This window comes from Rhodococcus sovatensis, assembly GCF_037327425.1.
In the GTDB taxonomy this organism is placed as follows: domain Bacteria; phylum Actinomycetota; class Actinomycetes; order Mycobacteriales; family Mycobacteriaceae; genus Rhodococcoides; species Rhodococcoides sovatense.
In genome coordinates this window covers 3880066-3895400 of the sequence record NZ_CP147846.1, presented here as the reverse complement: position 1 = coordinate 3895400, position 15335 = coordinate 3880066, and the positions used below count along the sequence as shown (strand labels likewise).

General features: G+C 62.4%; 15 protein-coding genes. 9 read left to right on the top strand and 6 right to left on the bottom strand.

Annotated elements, in window-relative coordinates; translation table 11 throughout:
• Positions 1–30: 30 nt before the first annotated feature.
• Both WDS16_RS18025 and WDS16_RS18020 read right to left on the bottom strand, forming a co-directional pair.
• Positions 31–864: a DUF559 domain-containing protein gene (locus WDS16_RS18025; protein ID WP_338886566.1), complete on the bottom strand. Its 834-nt coding sequence runs from the start codon at positions 862–864 to the stop codon at positions 31–33.
• 197 nt (positions 865–1061) lie between these two features.
• Positions 1062–1859, bottom strand: coding sequence for a DUF1206 domain-containing protein (locus WDS16_RS18020; RefSeq protein ID WP_338886565.1), 798 nt, complete (start codon positions 1857–1859; stop codon positions 1062–1064).
• A gap of 387 nt (positions 1860–2246) precedes the next feature.
• On the opposite strand from WDS16_RS18020, the gene WDS16_RS18015 reads away from it, so the two are divergent.
• From WDS16_RS18015 to WDS16_RS17990, 6 genes are read left to right on the top strand one after another with little or no spacing between them, the layout of a single operon-like run.
• Positions 2247–3902 carry an FAD-dependent oxidoreductase gene (locus tag WDS16_RS18015; RefSeq protein ID WP_338886564.1) on the top strand — a complete coding sequence of 552 codons (1656 nt, stop codon included), beginning with the start codon at positions 2247–2249 and terminating at the stop codon, positions 3900–3902.
• Positions 3899–5335 carry an ATP-binding protein gene (locus tag WDS16_RS18010; protein WP_338886563.1) on the top strand — a complete coding sequence of 479 codons (1437 nt, stop codon included), beginning with the start codon at positions 3899–3901 and terminating at the stop codon, positions 5333–5335. Before WDS16_RS18015 ends, WDS16_RS18010 begins: the two co-directional genes overlap by 4 nt.
• The gene (locus WDS16_RS18005; RefSeq protein WP_338886562.1) at positions 5335–5685 is read left to right on the top strand and encodes a UBP-type zinc finger domain-containing protein; all 351 of its coding nucleotides are present in this window, start codon (positions 5335–5337) and stop codon (positions 5683–5685) included. The genes WDS16_RS18010 and WDS16_RS18005 overlap by 1 nt, the downstream gene beginning before the upstream one ends.
• Before the next feature lies 1 nt (position 5686).
• Positions 5687–6106 (top strand): DUF1801 domain-containing protein, encoded by a 420-nt coding sequence (locus WDS16_RS18000; RefSeq protein WP_338886561.1) that lies wholly within the window; start codon positions 5687–5689, stop codon positions 6104–6106.
• The gene (locus tag WDS16_RS17995) at positions 6103–6780 is read left to right on the top strand and encodes a GOLPH3/VPS74 family protein (protein WP_338886560.1); all 678 of its coding nucleotides are present in this window, start codon (positions 6103–6105) and stop codon (positions 6778–6780) included. The genes WDS16_RS18000 and WDS16_RS17995 overlap by 4 nt, the downstream gene beginning before the upstream one ends.
• Positions 6781–6820: 40 nt before the next feature.
• Positions 6821–7426, top strand: coding sequence for a DJ-1/PfpI family protein (locus WDS16_RS17990; protein ID WP_338886559.1), 606 nt, complete (start codon positions 6821–6823; stop codon positions 7424–7426).
• Here WDS16_RS17990 and WDS16_RS17985 read toward each other — a convergent pair.
• Entirely contained in the window at positions 7406–7756 is a 351-nt protein-coding gene (locus WDS16_RS17985; RefSeq protein WP_338886558.1) for a DoxX family protein, read from the bottom strand. The genes WDS16_RS17990 and WDS16_RS17985 overlap by 21 nt on opposite strands.
• An 81-nt stretch (positions 7757–7837) precedes the next feature.
• Here WDS16_RS17985 and WDS16_RS17980 point away from each other — a divergent pair, with 81 nt between their 5' ends.
• A complete protein-coding gene (locus WDS16_RS17980) occupies positions 7838–8173 on the top strand; it encodes a helix-turn-helix domain-containing protein (protein ID WP_338886557.1) in 336 nt (111 codons plus the stop codon).
• 49 nt (positions 8174–8222) lie between these two features.
• On the opposite strand, the gene WDS16_RS17975 is transcribed toward WDS16_RS17980, so the two are convergent.
• Positions 8223–10118, bottom strand: a complete 1896-nt coding sequence (locus WDS16_RS17975) for a BCCT family transporter (RefSeq protein ID WP_338886556.1) — start codon at positions 10116–10118, stop codon at positions 8223–8225.
• A gap of 258 nt (positions 10119–10376) precedes the next feature.
• Here WDS16_RS17975 and WDS16_RS17970 point away from each other — a divergent pair, with 258 nt between their 5' ends.
• Positions 10377–11291 (top strand): serine/threonine-protein kinase, encoded by a 915-nt coding sequence (locus WDS16_RS17970; protein ID WP_338886555.1) that lies wholly within the window; start codon positions 10377–10379, stop codon positions 11289–11291.
• 11 nt (positions 11292–11302) lie between these two features.
• On the opposite strand, the gene WDS16_RS17965 is transcribed toward WDS16_RS17970, so the two are convergent.
• A complete protein-coding gene (locus WDS16_RS17965; RefSeq protein ID WP_338886554.1) occupies positions 11303–12793 on the bottom strand; it encodes an amino acid permease in 1491 nt (496 codons plus the stop codon).
• A gap of 432 nt (positions 12794–13225) precedes the next feature.
• Here WDS16_RS17965 and groL point away from each other — a divergent pair, with 432 nt between their 5' ends.
• Positions 13226–14851 carry a chaperonin GroEL gene (gene groL / locus WDS16_RS17960; RefSeq protein ID WP_115967265.1) on the top strand — a complete coding sequence of 542 codons (1626 nt, stop codon included), beginning with the start codon at positions 13226–13228 and terminating at the stop codon, positions 14849–14851.
• A 132-nt stretch (positions 14852–14983) separates the two neighbouring features.
• Here the strand turns inward: groL and WDS16_RS17955 are convergent, their stop codons facing one another.
• Positions 14984–15307, bottom strand: a complete 324-nt coding sequence (locus WDS16_RS17955; RefSeq protein WP_338886553.1) for a putative quinol monooxygenase — start codon at positions 15305–15307, stop codon at positions 14984–14986.
• Positions 15308–15335: the final 28 nt, after the last annotated feature.

Genomic DNA, 15335 nt, shown 5'->3' with positions numbered 1-15335 from the left:
GTGTGGGTTTCGGCGAAACGGACGTGCCCATTACCTACGGGCAGCGCGGCGTCGGCGTACCACCTCGGCAATTTGCCGGGCAACCTTCTCGGGGTGCGCCATCACGTCGACCGCAGAGAATCTCAGTACCAGCCACCCGTCGAGCTGCAACTCGTTCTGGCGCGTGCGATCGCTGGTGAACACTTCCGGGGCGCTGTGGTACGCCCGACCGTCGACCTCGATGATCACCTTGGCCAACTCGTCCACGAAGTCGCAGATGTACCTGCCCACCCACACGTTCGTCTGCAGTCTCAATCCGAGCTGGATCAGCGTTCGATCGAGCACCCGCTCTGGTTCCGACGCGAACCCCACCGCGGCTTTGTCGATCTGGTCCAGTGCGCGCGCATTGCCTCGTCGTCGTGGACTGTTGCGAATCAACGCCCGCAAACGATCGACATCGATTTCGGCTGCGAGCCGTTCGTCGACTATTCGCGACACATCCGCCGGGGCCATGACTGCGCAACAGTCGATCAGCGCGCGTTCTCGACCTACGACAGGTAAGCACTGAACTTCGGTGGTCTCGCGGTCCGGTATCTCGCGGCGGTAGACGGTCAGCCACGAAGTCGAAGGGGCGCTCGACTTCGGTGGGATGGTGGCTTCGACGCCGGGGGACTCGGACACCCACCCGTACAGCCACGCTGCCGTGCGGTGACTGAGCAACGCACCGGGTTGCCACAGAGTCACGGCATAGCAGCGGGCGATGCGCGTGGGTTCTTCCGCGCTGTAGATCTTTGGAAGGATGCGGTGATACCTGCGTGTGATGGTGCTGTTCGGTATTCCGGCCGCGAGGAGTTCGGCGCGAGTCGCGACGCCATGTGGATGCATGCGGATGAGCATCGGCTGGGCGGGAGTGTTGCCGTTGCGACCGACCTGGGGAACGAAATTCCCTGTGGATAGCGGTCGCAGTTGGGGATGAATGAGCCTGGTGGCACAGTTGCGCCGAAATAACGTGGGATCCCACGTGATAACAGCGCAAGTGTGGCTTCCTGCTCACTTTTCCAGCCGGCTCTACTGGTAACGAGTCACATCTTCGCGTAGCGCGCGAGCACGAACGCGTACAACCCGTACAGCGCGATCCCTATCCCGGCGGCGACGAGCAACGCCTGGCCGAACGGCTGTGAGCCCAATGTCTTGATCGCCCCGTCGAGACCCGTCGCCTTGCTCGGGTCGGAGGTGAACACCGCGGCGACCACGAGGCCACCGGCGCCGATCAGCGCTATCCCTTTCGCCACGTAGCCTGCGATACCGAGACGCTCGACCGCCTTGCCGCTGTACCCCTCGAGGTCGTCGAGAAAGTTCTTCGACACGCCCTTGTATACGTGGTAGCCGCCTACTCCGACGACGACGAGGCCCACGACGATCAGCACGAGCTTGCCGAGTGTGGTCTCCATGAGCTGGGCAGTCATACCTGCGTTCTGCTGGCCGCTCGACTCACCGGATCCGCTCGCGAAGCCGTACGTCGACCAAGCGAAGGCGATGTAGACGACGGCGAGCGACGCGGCCTTGAGGCGGTCCGTCACGCTGCCCGCGTCCTCGTCGGACTTCTTGCCGACGATTGCTTCCATCACGCGCCACAGCGCCAGCGCCACGAACGCCAGGACGGCGACCCACAGGGCGATCGACCCGCCGGGCCTGCTTCCGAGTTCGGCGAGCGCGCCGGACTGGTCGGCGTTTCCGCCTTGGCCGAATGCGAGTCGGATCGCGATGTAGCCGATCAGGATATGCAGCAAACCGCTGACGAAGTGCCCGGCGCGGGCCGCCTTCTCGAAGAGGTCACTGTTCTGGACGTTTTCGACGGCTCCGGATGCCGATGTATTCATTTCTGCCCCCGATTCACAGTAGTGGTCCTGCCTGTACCCACCGAGGACACTGAAGAAACTCGTTCCCGCGCGCCTCACGCACAACCGGTAACGAGAGGCGAACACTGGTCGATAGAACGAACGAGGAACCAGGCCACAACCAGAATTTGTTCGGAGTGATCGATCGTGAACCTTCATTCGATCTTTTCTCGTCCAGGCTCGTCGGTGCCGCTACTCGATTCGGCACGGATGAGCGGAAGCCCACGTACGTGGCCGAGTGAGAAGCTCGAGCGGCTCTTGACGGCCCGCGAAATCGACATGATCATGAGAGGTCAGATCTAAGACCCTCGCAGGCTCGTCCCCGCAGCGGCATACTTGTAACCAAGTAGAAGCCCGACCGGGAGGGTCATGAAGCCTGCAATCCTCAGCGTCGACGACGATCCGGGTGTATCTCGATCCGTCGCACGTGATCTCCGTCGTCATTACGGCGAGAGTTACCGCATCATCCGGGCGGAGTCCGGTGCTCAAGCACTCGATGCTCTCAAGGAACTCAAACTGCGCGGCCACCCTGTCGCAATCCTGCTCGCCGACTACCGCATGCCTCAGATGAACGGCATGGAATTCCTCGAACAGGCCATGGACCTGTACCCCCAGGCGCGACGCGTGCTGCTGACCGCATACGCGGACACCGACGCCGCGATCGACGCCATCAACGTCATCGACCTCGACTACTACCTCCTCAAGCCATGGGATCCTCCCGAGGAAAAGCTCTACCCCGTGCTCGACGCCCAACTCGACGCGTGGTGTTCCTCGGATCATCGGCCGATCGAGGAAACCAAGGTTGTCGGGCACCGCTGGTCGGCTCGGTCCTCGGAGGTCCGCGAATTTCTCGCTCGTAACCAGCTTCCGTATCGCTGGTACATGTCCGACGAACCGGAAGGCGCTCGCCTGCTGACCTCCGCGGGTGTCGACGACACGGACTGTCCCGTGGTCGTCACCTCCGAGGGCAAGGCGCTGTGCGCACCGTCCGATTCCGAGCTCGGCGAACACCTCGGGCTGACGACGACTCCGTCGGGTGAGTTCTACGACCTCGTGGTCATCGGCGGTGGTCCCGCGGGGTTGGGTGCAGCGCTGTACGGAGCGTCGGAAGGACTTCGTACGACGCTCATCGAGCGGACGGCGACGGGCGGTCAGGCCGGCCAGAGTTCTCGCATCGAGAACTACCTCGGATTTCCCGACGGCGTTTCCGGTGCTCAGCTGGCCGAGCGGGCGCGTCGACAAGCACTCAAGTTCGGTGCCGAGGTGGTGACGACGCAGGATGTCGTCGGCCTGGAAGCCAACGGTTCGGCTCGGACGGTCCGATTCGCAGACGGTCGCAGTATCGACGCGCAGACCGTGATCCTGTCGACGGGCGTGGCATATCGACAATTGGCGACGCCTGGAATCGAGAACTTCACCGGCAGAGGCGTGTTCTACGGCTCGGCGATGACCGAAGCTGCGCGCTGCGCGGAACAGGACGTCTATATTGTCGGCGGCGCCAATTCTGCCGGACAGGCCGCGGTCTATCTGGCGCGTGGGGCGAAGTCGGTGACGATTTTGATCAGGGGGCAGTCGCTCGAGGCGTCGATGTCGTATTACCTGATCAAGCAGATCGACGAGCACCCCAGGATCAGTGTGCGCACGCGTACCGAGGTCGTCGGCGTCGCCGGTGACGATCACCTCGAGTCGATTACGTTGCACAACAGAGCGACGGACTCCGAGGAGACGGTAGCCGCGCAATATCTGTTTCTGTTCATCGGTGCGGCACCCCGAACCGAGTGGCTCGACGGTTTCGTCGTACGCGACGAACATGGGTTCGTCGTCACCGGGCCAGATCTCGTGGTCGACGGACGAGGTCCTTCGGGGTGGGATCGCGACAGGCTGCCGCACCACTTGGAAACCAGCGTTCCCGGTGTGTTCGCGGCGGGAGACGTGCGGTCCGATTCGGCGAAACGTGTCGCGTCGGCGGTGGGAGAAGGAGCGATGGCAGTGATGCTCGTACACAGATACCTGGCCAACCCATGACCGACCCGCAGCTCTCGTGTAGCCCGGAGGAGCTGAAGACACTCTTCCTGTTCGAGAAGCTGAGCGACGATCAGCTCGAGGAACTGTGCAGGCAAGGCCACGTGGAGATCATCGAGCCGGGTCCGGTGTTCGCCGAAGGTGAGCCGGCGACCTGCTTCTACGTGCTGATCGAAGGCTCGCTGGTTCTGTCCAAGCTGTCCGGTGGCGAGGATCTGGTGATCAGCCGGACCTCGCAACGCGGCGTCTATGCCGGTGCGTGGCAGGCGTATCTGCGAGAGCGGGTCCCGCAGGTGTATCCGAGTTCGCTTCGGGTGACCGAGCCTTCGCGATTCTTCGTGCTCGACGCGGACTGCTTCGCCGAGATCGTCGCAGAGTGGTTTCCGATGGCACTCCACTTGTTGGAGGGCTTGTTCATCGGTGCTCGCAATACCAAGCAGATCGTCGATCAGCGGGAACGGTTGCTGGCGTTGGGTTCGTTGTCGGCAGGGCTGACCCACGAGCTCAACAACCCTGCGGCAGCAGCAGTTCGGGCGACGTCGGCGCTGCGTGACCGCGTCGCGCACATGCGTCAGAAGCTGAAGATGATCGCGAACGGTTCGCTCGATCCCACGTCTCTCACCTCGCTCGTCGAGCTGCAGGAAGAAGCCGTCGAACTCGTCGCGAAGGCACCTAAGCTGACGCCGCTCGAGGCGTCGGACCGGGAGGACGAGCTCGGTGACTGGTTCGACGATCACGACATCGCGGGTGGTTGGGATTTGGCGCCGACGTTCGTGCAGGCGGGCCTCGACGTGGCGTGGCTCGAGAAGGTGGCTGCGACGGTCGACGAGTCCAAGACTCTCGAAGGTGCGATCAGGTGGCTCAACTACACCGTGGAAACGGAGTTGTTGATGAACGAGATCGCCGATTCGACGACGCGGGTGTCCACGCTCGTGGGAGCTGCGAAACAGTATTCGCAGATGGACCGTGCGCCCTATCAGACCGTCGACATTCGCGAATTGCTCGACAGCACACTGGTGATGCTCGCTCGGAAGATCGGGGACGACATCACCGTCGTCAAGGAATACGATCCAGCGGTACCGCCGATCCCCGCCTACGCAGCCGAGTTGAACCAGGTGTGGACCAATCTCATCGACAACGCAGTTCAGGCGATGGACGGAGTCGGAACCCTCACCGTGCGTACCGTTCTCGATCACGAGCAGGTACAGATCGAAATCTGTGACACCGGTCCCGGAGTGCCCGACGCGATCGAGTCCCGAATCTTCGAGCCGTTCTTCACCACCAAGCCGGTGGGTGAAGGAACAGGTCTCGGCTTGGACATCTCGTGGAGGATCGTCGTCAAGAAGCATCAGGGGGATCTCAACGTCGAATCAGAGCCTGGCAACACCAGATTCATCGTCCGATTACCCGTCGAACCTGCAGTGAAGGAAGACTGATGAGCGAGCCGATTCCGGGCATCGATACCCAGGTACCACCGTCGGGGTCGGGCTGTTCCGAATGTACCGACACCAAGGGCTGGTGGTTCCACCTCCGGCGCTGTGCGCAGTGCGGGCACATCGGGTGCTGTGATTCGTCGCCGTCGCAACATGCGAGCAAGCACGCCGAGAGCACGGGCCACCAGTTCATCCGGAGCTTCGAGCCCGGCGAGAGTTGGTACTACAGCTACGCCGACGAGCAGATGTACGACGGACCGGATCTTGCTCCGCCGCAGCATCATCCGCTCGATCAACCCACTCCGGGGCCGCAGGATCTGGTGCCGCCGAACTGGCAGCGATACCTGAACTGACATGAGCAAGAACAAGACCGAGCCGAGCGACGTCGATGCCCTCACCTGGCTGAACACCGTCGAACATCCGGTGCGCCGCGCGGACGGGCTCGCGCTACACGAGGCATTCGCACGCATAACCGGACAACCCGCAGTGATGTGGGGCCCGTCGATGGTCGGCTACGGTGCCTATCACTACCGCTACGCTTCCGGCCGTGAGGGTGATGCACTGGCGGTGGGGTTTTCGCCGAGAAAATCGTCGCTCGCCGTCTACGGCCTCACGTATGCTCCGGATTCGAAGGCGCTGCTCGACACGCTGGGCAAGCACAAGGCTGGCGCTGGCTGTCTGTACATCAACACACTTGCCGATGTCGACGTCGGTGTCCTCGAGCAGATGATCGAGGTCTCCTACCCCTACGTCGTGGGTACCCTCGGGACATGACCCTTATCGCTGAGGACGTGTTCCTGCTTCTTGTCGACGACAACAGCGGAAAGCCGATAGTCGACAGCACCAAATTCCCTCGCGTGCTTGCCGGTGGTCTGGTGCTCGAACTGGCGATGAACGGTTCGGTTCGCATCACCGTCAAGGGTGAGCAGGTCAAGGACGGCCGACTGGTGGTGTCCGGCCCACCGCCACCGGATCCGCTTCTCGCGCGAGCGCACGCGCTCATCGGTAGCCAGGGGAATCCGATGAAGCCGCAGAAGGCGATCGAGAAGCTGCAGAAGAACCTGCACAAAGAAATCGGATTTCGGCTCGCACAGCAGGGCTTCGTCACCGAGAGGCACGACAAGATCCTCGGACTCTTCCCGACGACCAGCTGGCCCGCCCAGGATGCGACACGAAAGAACTGGGCTCGTCAGTGGATCGGTAGCTCCATCATCGACGGTACGACCCCGACGCCAGAGATATCTGCGTTGATTTCCCTGGTATCGGCAATCGATGCCGTGCCCAAGGTTCTGCCGGGCGTCGACAAGAAGATGGCGAAGGCACGGGCCAAGCAGATCGCCGAAGGTGAATGGGCAAGTGCGGCTGTGCGGAAGGCGGTCCAGGACGTCAACGCCGCGGTCATGGCGGCCGTGATGTTGCCGATCATCGTGTCGACTTCCTCCAGTTGAGCGATTCCCAGCTGACCTGGTGCCGCTAGGATCCTCTGGTATGACGCGCTCGCTGGCGATTCTGCTGTTCGACGACGTCGAGGTTCTCGACGCCTGTGGACCTTTCGAGGTCTTCTCGGTGGCGAACCGAGTCACGACGAAGAGCGGCGGGGAACCAGCTTTCGACGTCGTGCTGGTCGGCATCGACGAGGGCCCTGTCCGCGCGCGAGGGGGTATGCGAATCGCGGTCGACACCACGATCGCGGACGAGCGTCACTACGACGTCGTCCTGGTGCCCGGGGGCGTCGTCGGTGGAGTGTCGGCGAATGCCCCGGTGATCTCCTGGATCGAGAGACGCTCTACGACAACAGAATTGATTGGATCGGTGTGTACCGGTGCATTCTTGCTTGCCCAGGCTGGGGTTCTGGATTCGCGACCGGTGACGACGCATTGGGAAGACATCGACGATCTCCGACGCCAGTGGCCGCAACTCGACGTCCGCGAAGACGTTCGGTACCTCGATCACGGTGACATCGCGACGTCGGCCGGCATCAGTGCCGGCCTCGATCTCGCCCTTCATCTGGTTGCGCGGTTGGTGAGCGCCGAGGTTGCGACGCTCACCGCGCGGCAGATGCAGTACGACTGGTCAGACGGTCAGCAGGCGTAGAACGAGCGCGGCGATTGCGATGACAGCGAGGAATGCCGCCGGGCCGATGCCGGAAATGTCCTTGACCCGCAGGTGTGCGATGACGGCACCGACGAAGTACAGAATCACTCCGATGGCTGCCGCGACACCGATAGGCCACCAGAAGAGGCCGACCGCGAGTCCGATCGCACCAGCGATTTCGAGGTACGCGAGGACGGGGATCTTGTCAGCGGGTACGCCGACTTTTTCCATGCCAGGGATGACGGAATCACTCTTGGTCAGCTTGCCTACAGCCGACATCGCGAGCGCGAATGCCAGGAAGATCGAAACGATCACGGTTGCAACGAACATGGCAGTCAGTGCTCTTTTCTGAAGTCGCTAGCAAAAACGAAGTGACACGTCAGACAGTAGCACTTCGGTAGGATGGTGCGTATGGCGAGCGGTGAAGTGCATGACGTGCGCGCGTGCGACGGTGCGCTTGCCCGCGCCTTCAAATTCTTGGGCAAACGATGGAACGGGATCATCCTCGCGACGCTCATGAACGGCCCTACAGGCTTCTCGCAGCTGCGGCGGTCGGTGGCAGGCATCAGTGATTCGGTTCTGTCCGAGAGGCTGGGGGAGCTCACGCGTGCCGGCCTCGTGGAACGGAACGTGGACGAGGGGCCGCCGATCTCCGTCGAGTATCGGTTGACGCGGTCTGGAAGCGCGCTGCTGCCGGCTCTACATGAACTGTCCATCTGGGCAGAGACAAACCTGGCCGAGACCTGAAAAGGGGCCCGGCATGCGCCGGACCCCTTCGTCTACTTACTCGGTGCCTCTACGAGTTCGGGTGCGTTTGTCCCTCATGGGAATCCGCGAACTCCTGGGTGTCGAACACCTCTCCGCCCAGCGGATCCACAGGTCCGCTGCTCGCCGAGTACTCGACTTCTCCGGTCTCCGGATGCACTTCCAGCGACTCGCTGTGCACCTCGTGCACCGCGAGCACAACGTCGCCCTCGTTGGACTCGGGGACTCCCACCCGTGACGGACTCAGGCCTGCGAACGTCGACGAGATCCCAGCTCCCCGAAAGCGTTTGGGGGTTCGAACGGCTTCGCCCGACGTCGTCGACGGAATGTCGACGGGTTCTTCGGAATCGGTCGCCGTCGAGGTCTGGGTGACCCGTACGTAACGTGGCGTCGTCGCGACGTCGTAGCGGAACGCCTTGAGCATGGACACACAGGCCAATACCAGAATGATCGAGAAGGGTACAGCCGTCGCGATCGACATCGTCTGCAGGGCAGTGAGAGAGCCGGCCCCGCCGATCAGAAGCAGAATCGCTGCGACGACGCCTTCGAGAACCGACCAATACATCCGAGTGATCTTCGGGGTATCGAGATCGCCTCCGGTGGAGAGGATGTCGATGACGAGCGAACCCGAGTCCGACGACGTCACGAAGAAGAACACGATGACCAGAATGGCCAGCACGCTGGTGATGATCCCCAGCGGGAGCCCGTCGAGCAGCTGGAAGAGGCTGGTGTTGGTATCGACTGCTCCGTCGACGAGCATGTCACCCTGTTCGCGCTGCCGGAGAATGCCGGCGTCACCGAAGATGGTGAACCACAGTGAGCCGATGACGGTCGGTGCCAGAAGCACGCCGAACACGAACTCGCGAATGGTGCGACCGCGCGAGATACGGGCGATGAACATGCCGACGAACGGCGCCCAGCTCATCCACCATCCCCAGTAGAAGATGGTCCAAGAACCGGCCCAGCCGTCGTCGGAGAAGGGCGAGGTGCGCAGCATCAGCTCGGGGAGCGCTTGGGCATAACCGCCGAGGTTCTGAACCCAGGACTGCAGGAGAAACAGCGTCGGTCCGAGAATCAGGACGAACAGCGCAAGGCCTGCAGCCATCCCCATGTTGATATTGGACAGCCACTTGAGTCCCTTGGAGACACCGGACACAACGGAGAACGTCGCGAGGCCGGTCACGAACACAATGAGAATGACAGTGGACCAGTTGTTGGTATCGACCCACCCGAGGTACTCCAGTCCTGCAGAAATCTGCTGGACGCCGAATCCGAGCGAGGTAGCGACGCCGAACAACGTACCGACAATTGCGATGGTGTCGATCGCGTGTCCGATCGGACCTTCGATCCGCTTACGTCCCAGCAGTGGCTCGAGAAGCCAGCGGATGGAGAGCGGACGTCCCTTGCGGTAGGTCATGTAGGCAAGGCCGAGTCCGACGACGACGTAGATGGCCCACGCATGCAGACCCCAGTGGAAGAGTGTCAGCTCCATCGCCTGATTGGCAGCGGGATCGGTCGACCCTGCGACACCCCCGGCCTCAGGCGGAACGACATAATGCGACAGAGGCTCGGCAACGCCGTAGAACACCAGACCGATGCCCATGCCTGCGCTGAACAGCATCGCGAACCACGACAGCACTCCGAATTCAGGCTTCTCGTCGTCGCGACCGAGCCGGATATTGCCGACACGACTCACGCCGCAGTAGATGGCGAAGACCACGAACCCGGTTGCGCTGAGGATGTACCACCACCCGACACCATCGGTGATTGCGGCGTTGAGCGATTCGAAGGCGCCTTCGGCTGTTCTCGCGAAGATGACGGAGAACGCGATCATCGCGAAGATGATGATGGACGCTGGGATGAAAACTGGCTTACGAAGGCCAGCCCACGCTTCCTTGACTGCGTTGGGCTTCTTTTCTGAACTCACTGGCGCTTCCGTCCTCACAATTTCGTATGCGAATCGTGGGCGGCGGCCGACGCTTGGCCACTCGGTTCGAGGTGCGGCGACCGTGCCGGGCCGACCACTTTCGGTTCTCGTACTTTTCGCTGTATATGGTCAAGTGCCATGGATAACCGTAGCCGACCTACCGTATGCATGCGAACCCGGTGAATCGCACGAGTCGCTGACGGACTGTCCTCCCACTACTGTTTTCTTCGTGCGGCAACCACGTATACCGGTCTTACCGTGACGCGCGGCCGCCTGGTGCCGGGTGATTCCTTCGCCGGGTACACCGTCGAGCGTCTGCTCGGGGTAGGCGGCATGAGCGAGGTGTACCTGGTTGCGGGCCGTGAGACGCTCAAAATCCTCAACAGTGAAGCCTCGCAGAGCGAACGGCTTCGAGCCAAGTTCGTCGGCGAAGCCGAGATCGCGGGGAGGCTGCACCATCCGAACATCGTGTCGGTGCACGCGCACGGAGAGTGCGAAGGCCAGTTGTGGATGTCGATGCACTACGTCGAGGGTTACAGCGCAGCACGTTTGGTGGCGCGGGGACAGATCGCGTTGGAGCCGGTCCGTGCAGCCCGCATCATCAGCGAAGTGGCAAAGGGGCTCGATTACGCCCACTCGTGCGGCATTCTTCACCGTGATGTGAAGCCGTCGAATATTCTGATCAGCACCGAAGCGCGGCCGGACGGATACGAGCAGGTCCTGTTGTCCGACTGGGGTATTGCGAGGCTACTCGACGATTCGACGCCGCTCGCGACTGGTGGGACCGTCATGGCGTCCATTCGATACGCCGCCCCCGAGTTGCTGAGAGGGGAGACGCTGACGGCGGCGACGGATATCTATGCGCTCGGAGCGACGCTGGTGGAACTGCTCACCGGAAAGCCGCCCTACCCGTTGTCGACCGCGCTGGCGATCACGGATGCTCACCTCAACGCATCTCCTCCCGTGGTGACCGAGCGTCGAACGACGCTGAGGAAGGGGCTGAACGGGGTCGTCGCGACAGCGTTGGCGAAGGACCCAGGGGACCGGTATTCGACGTGCAAGGAACTGAGCGACGCGGTTGCCCGTGCGCTTGCCGCCCCCGCTCCCGAACCCCCGCCCCGGAGGTCTCCCTTCGGGGCGGGGCTGCGAGGCGTTCTACGCCGATATCACTAGCGTCGGACTCGTCAGGTGTTGAATTCGTCGTCCTCGAGTGGCCTGTTGGCGACGACAGGGTAGTTGCCGGTGTACCCGAGACGCTCTTCGGCCACCGCGAGGACCTTGGCACGGACCAGGTACCAGCCGCCGATGAGCGCCGGGATGATGACGACGAGTGTCGCGATGGTCCACGAACCGATCGGTGCGTCGAATGCCATCAGCACGAGGACACCGAACAGGAACACCAGCGTCGCGTAACTGGTGTAGGGGGCGCCGAACAGCCGGAACTTCGGTCGTTCGAGGATTCCCTTCTTGGACCATCGGTAGAGCTGGATCTGGCAAAGCACGATCGTTGCCCAGCTCGCGATGATGCCCAGGGCTGACATGTTCAGCACGATCTCGAATGCCTCACCCGGCGCGATTGCATTGAGGGCGACGCCGAACAGTGTGATGAAGCAGGTCAGCAGAATGCCTCCGAAGGGCACGCCGCCCTTGGTCATCTTCTTGGTGAATTCGGGGGCGCTGCCGTTCATCGCCATCGAACGCAGGATTCGACCCGTCGAATACAGACCCGCATTGAGGCTCGACAACGCGGCTGTCAGCACGACGATGTTCATGATCGTGCCTGCGCCGCCGAGGCCGATGCTCGAGAAGAACGTCACGAACGGAGACGTGCCCGCCGAGTACGCGGTGTAGGGGAGGAGCAGTGCGAGCAGGACGAGGGAGCCGACATAGAACAGTGCGATGCGGGCGATGACCGAATTGATGGCCCGGGGCATGATCTTGGCAGGGTTCTCTGTCTCACCTGCGGCCGTACCGACGAGCTCGACGGCTGCATAGGCGAAGACGACACCCGAGATGACGATGACCAGCGGCCACGCACCCGACGGGAACAACCCGCCGTTGTCGGTGATCAGGCTGATTCCAGGCATCTCGGTCCCGACTGGAATGCGTCCGGCGAGGAAGACTATGCCCACGATCAGGAACGTCACGAGCGCGATCACCTTGATCATCGCCGCCCAGAACTCCATCTCACCGAACCACCTGACGGAGATGAGGTTGAGGCTCATGACGAGAACCAGCGCAATGAGTGCGATGACCCACTGCGGGATCACCTCGAACGAGCCCCAGTAGTGCATGTACGTCGCAATGGCGGTGACGTCGACGATGGCTGTCATCGCCCAGTTCAGGAAGTACATCCAGCCCGCGACGAAGGCCGCCTTCTCGCCGAAGAACTCGCGAGCGTAGGAGACGAACGATCCCGACGACGGACGATGCAGTACCAACTCTCCGAGGGCGCGGAGGATGAAGAAGACGAAGAGCCCGCATAAGGCATAGGCGAGGAAGAGGCCGGGGCCTGCGCTTTCGAGTCGTGCGCCGGCTCCGAGGAATAGACCGGTACCGATGGCTCCGCCGATCGCGATCATCTGAAGCTGACGGGGCTTCAGGCCTTTGTGATAGCCCTCCTCCTCGTGGTCCATCGCCGAGTTGTCGTAGGTGGTGTCGACCGAATCGGACATGTGATTCCTCGCTGCCTAAGTGAGTCCAGGGTGAATTGTCCGAATTAGTGGATGCTCCAATGCTCCTGTCCCGAACGGTATTTCCCTTCCATCGCGCAAGGAAAGGCGTTGGGTGTAAACAAAGCGTTCGGGTGTAAACAGTGGGTGAAAACGGACTTGGGGTGGTGAGCATCTGCTCGGCGCCTAGATCCGGTCGCGGGGTGCGCCCTCGGCGAACACTCACGATCGACCTTGCACTCGGCATGGGCGAGTGCTAGAAATGCAGTTGGCACTCGCGCCTTGTGAGTGCCAGGTCGGGACGGTGAGGCTGGGAATCATCGACACCCCTGGTCGTCCGTCGCGGGCACCGAACTCGGCCGAGCAAGTGCAGATGAGCGAGACGACACACGTTTCGTTCTGCGTGTCACCCCCAATCCGGAGGATCACTTCGCAATGGCCAAGATCATCGCGTTCGACGAAGAGGCACGCCGTGGCCTCGAGCGAGGACTCAACGCCCTCGCCGACGCAGTAAAGGTGACGTTGGGACCCAAGGGTCGCAACGTCGTGCTCGAGAAGAAGTGGGGAGCTCCCACGATCACCAACGATGGTGTTTCCATCGCCAAGGAGATCGAGCTCGAAGATCCCTACGAGAAGATCGGTGCCGAGCTCGTCAAGGAGGTCGCCAAGAAGACTGACGACGTCGCAGGCGACGGCACCACCACCGCTACCGTTCTCGCTCAGGCACTCGTTCGTGAAGGCCTGCGCAACGTCGCAGCCGGCGCGAACCCGCTCGGCCTCAAGCGCGGCATCGAGAAGGCTGTTGCAGCCGTCACCGAGTCGCTGCTGGCTTCCGCCAAGGAGATCGACACCAAGGAGCAGATCGCTGCTACCGCTGGCATCTCCGCAGGCGACCCGTCCATCGGCGAGCTCATCGCCGAGGCAATGGACAAGGTCGGCAAGGAAGGCGTCATCACGGTCGAGGAGTCCAACACCTTCGGCCTGCAGCTCGAACTGACCGAGGGCATGCGCTTCGACAAGGGCTACATCTCGGCATACTTCGCCACCGATGCAGAGCGTCAGGAAGCCGTCCTCGAAGACGCGTACATCCTGCTCGTCAGCTCCAAGATCTCCACGGTCAAGGACCTGCTGCCGCTGCTGGAGAAGGTCATCCAGTCGGGCAAGCCGCTCGTCATCATCGCCGAGGACGTCGAGGGCGAAGCTCTCTCCACCCTCGTGGTGAACAAGATCCGTGGCACCTTCAAGTCCGTTGCCGTCAAGGCTCCCGGATTCGGTGACCGTCGCAAGGCGCAGCTCGCCGACATCGCCATCCTCACCGGTGGCGAGGTCATCAGCGAAGAGGTCGGCCTCTCCCTGGAGACCGCCGGACTCGAGTTGCTCGGTCAGGCACGCAAGGTCGTCATCACCAAGGACGAGACCACCATCGTCGAGGGCTCGGGCGACTCCGACGCCATCGCCGGTCGTGTCAGCCAGATCCGCGCCGAGATCGAGAACTCCGATTCCGACTACGACCGTGAGAAGCTGCAGGAGCGCCTGGCCAAGCTGGCCGGTGGCGTTGCAGTCATCAAGGCCGGAGCGGCAACCGAGGTCGAGCTCAAGGAGCGCAAGCACCGTATCGAAGATGCTGTGCGAAACGCCAAGGCAGCCGTCGAAGAAGGCATCGTCGCCGGTGGCGGCGTGGCTCTGCTCCAGGCAGCGCCTGCACTCGACAACCTCAAGCTCGACGGTGACGAGGCAACCGGCGTGAACATCGTTCGCGTCGCGCTGTCCGCTCCGCTCAAGCAGATCGCATTCAACGCAGGCCTCGAGCCCGGCGTTGTCGCGGACAAGGTCTCCAACCTGCCCGCAGGTCACGGCCTCAATGCCGCGACCAACGAGTACGAGGACCTGCTCGCTGCAGGCATCAACGACCCGGTCAAGGTCACCCGCTCGGCACTGCAGAACGCAGCGTCCATCGCGGCTCTGTTCCTCACCACCGAGGCCGTCGTCGCCGACAAGCCAGAGAAGGCCGGAGCGCCCGCGGGCGACCCGACCGGTGGCATGGGCGGCATGGACTTCTGAGTCCGTCTCTCTCGAAAAAAGCCCGACTCCACTTCGGTGGGGTCGGGCTTTTTCGTGCGGAAGGGGCCTCGGTCAGGAGAATTGGGTGCATCCGGCCGCGCTCAGCGCGGTCGGATGCACCCGATTCCGACGCTATTCGACTGCGAGTTCGCCCAATTCGTTCCAGTCGGTCCCGTCGACCTCCTGGCTGATGATTTTCGGCGTCTCCTGCAGGTACTGCGGGAGATCCTTCTGGGCCTGCTTGAAGTGCGCCGAGTTCACGTGTGTGGCACCGGCATCGGGATCCTTGAAACCCTCCACCAGGACGTACTCGGTGGGGTCGTCGAGAGTGCGCGACCAGAAATACCACAGGCAGCCTTCCTCGGCCTGGCAGGCTTCGGTGAAGTCGCGTGAGATCTCAGGCCAGTTGTCGGCATGCTCGGGCTTCACTTTGAACTTGGCGGTGATGAAGATCAACGGTGCTCCTCGTGTCGATGCTGATGGT

Bases quoted from the DNA above. Each gene is read 5' to 3' on its own strand.
- WDS16_RS18025 (WP_338886566.1), bottom strand. From the start codon at position 864: ATGCATCCACATGGCGTCGCGACTCGCGCCGAACTCCTCGCGGCCGGA.
- WDS16_RS18020 (WP_338886565.1), bottom strand. From the start codon at position 1,859: ATGAATACATCGGCATCCGGAGCCGTCGAAAACGTCCAGAACAGTGAC.
- WDS16_RS18015 (WP_338886564.1), top strand. From the start codon at position 2,247: ATGAAGCCTGCAATCCTCAGCGTCGACGACGATCCGGGTGTATCTCGA.
- WDS16_RS18010 (WP_338886563.1), top strand. From the start codon at position 3,899: ATGACCGACCCGCAGCTCTCGTGTAGCCCGGAGGAGCTGAAGACACTC.
- WDS16_RS18005 (WP_338886562.1), top strand. From the start codon at position 5,335: ATGAGCGAGCCGATTCCGGGCATCGATACCCAGGTACCACCGTCGGGG.
- WDS16_RS18000 (WP_338886561.1), top strand. From the start codon at position 5,687: ATGAGCAAGAACAAGACCGAGCCGAGCGACGTCGATGCCCTCACCTGG.
- WDS16_RS17995 (WP_338886560.1), top strand. From the start codon at position 6,103: ATGACCCTTATCGCTGAGGACGTGTTCCTGCTTCTTGTCGACGACAAC.
- WDS16_RS17990 (WP_338886559.1), top strand. From the start codon at position 6,821: ATGACGCGCTCGCTGGCGATTCTGCTGTTCGACGACGTCGAGGTTCTC.
- WDS16_RS17985 (WP_338886558.1), bottom strand. From the start codon at position 7,756: ATGTTCGTTGCAACCGTGATCGTTTCGATCTTCCTGGCATTCGCGCTC.
- WDS16_RS17980 (WP_338886557.1), top strand. From the start codon at position 7,838: ATGGCGAGCGGTGAAGTGCATGACGTGCGCGCGTGCGACGGTGCGCTT.
- WDS16_RS17965 (WP_338886554.1), bottom strand. From the start codon at position 12,793: ATGTCCGATTCGGTCGACACCACCTACGACAACTCGGCGATGGACCAC.
- groL (WP_115967265.1), top strand. From the start codon at position 13,226: ATGGCCAAGATCATCGCGTTCGACGAAGAGGCACGCCGTGGCCTCGAG.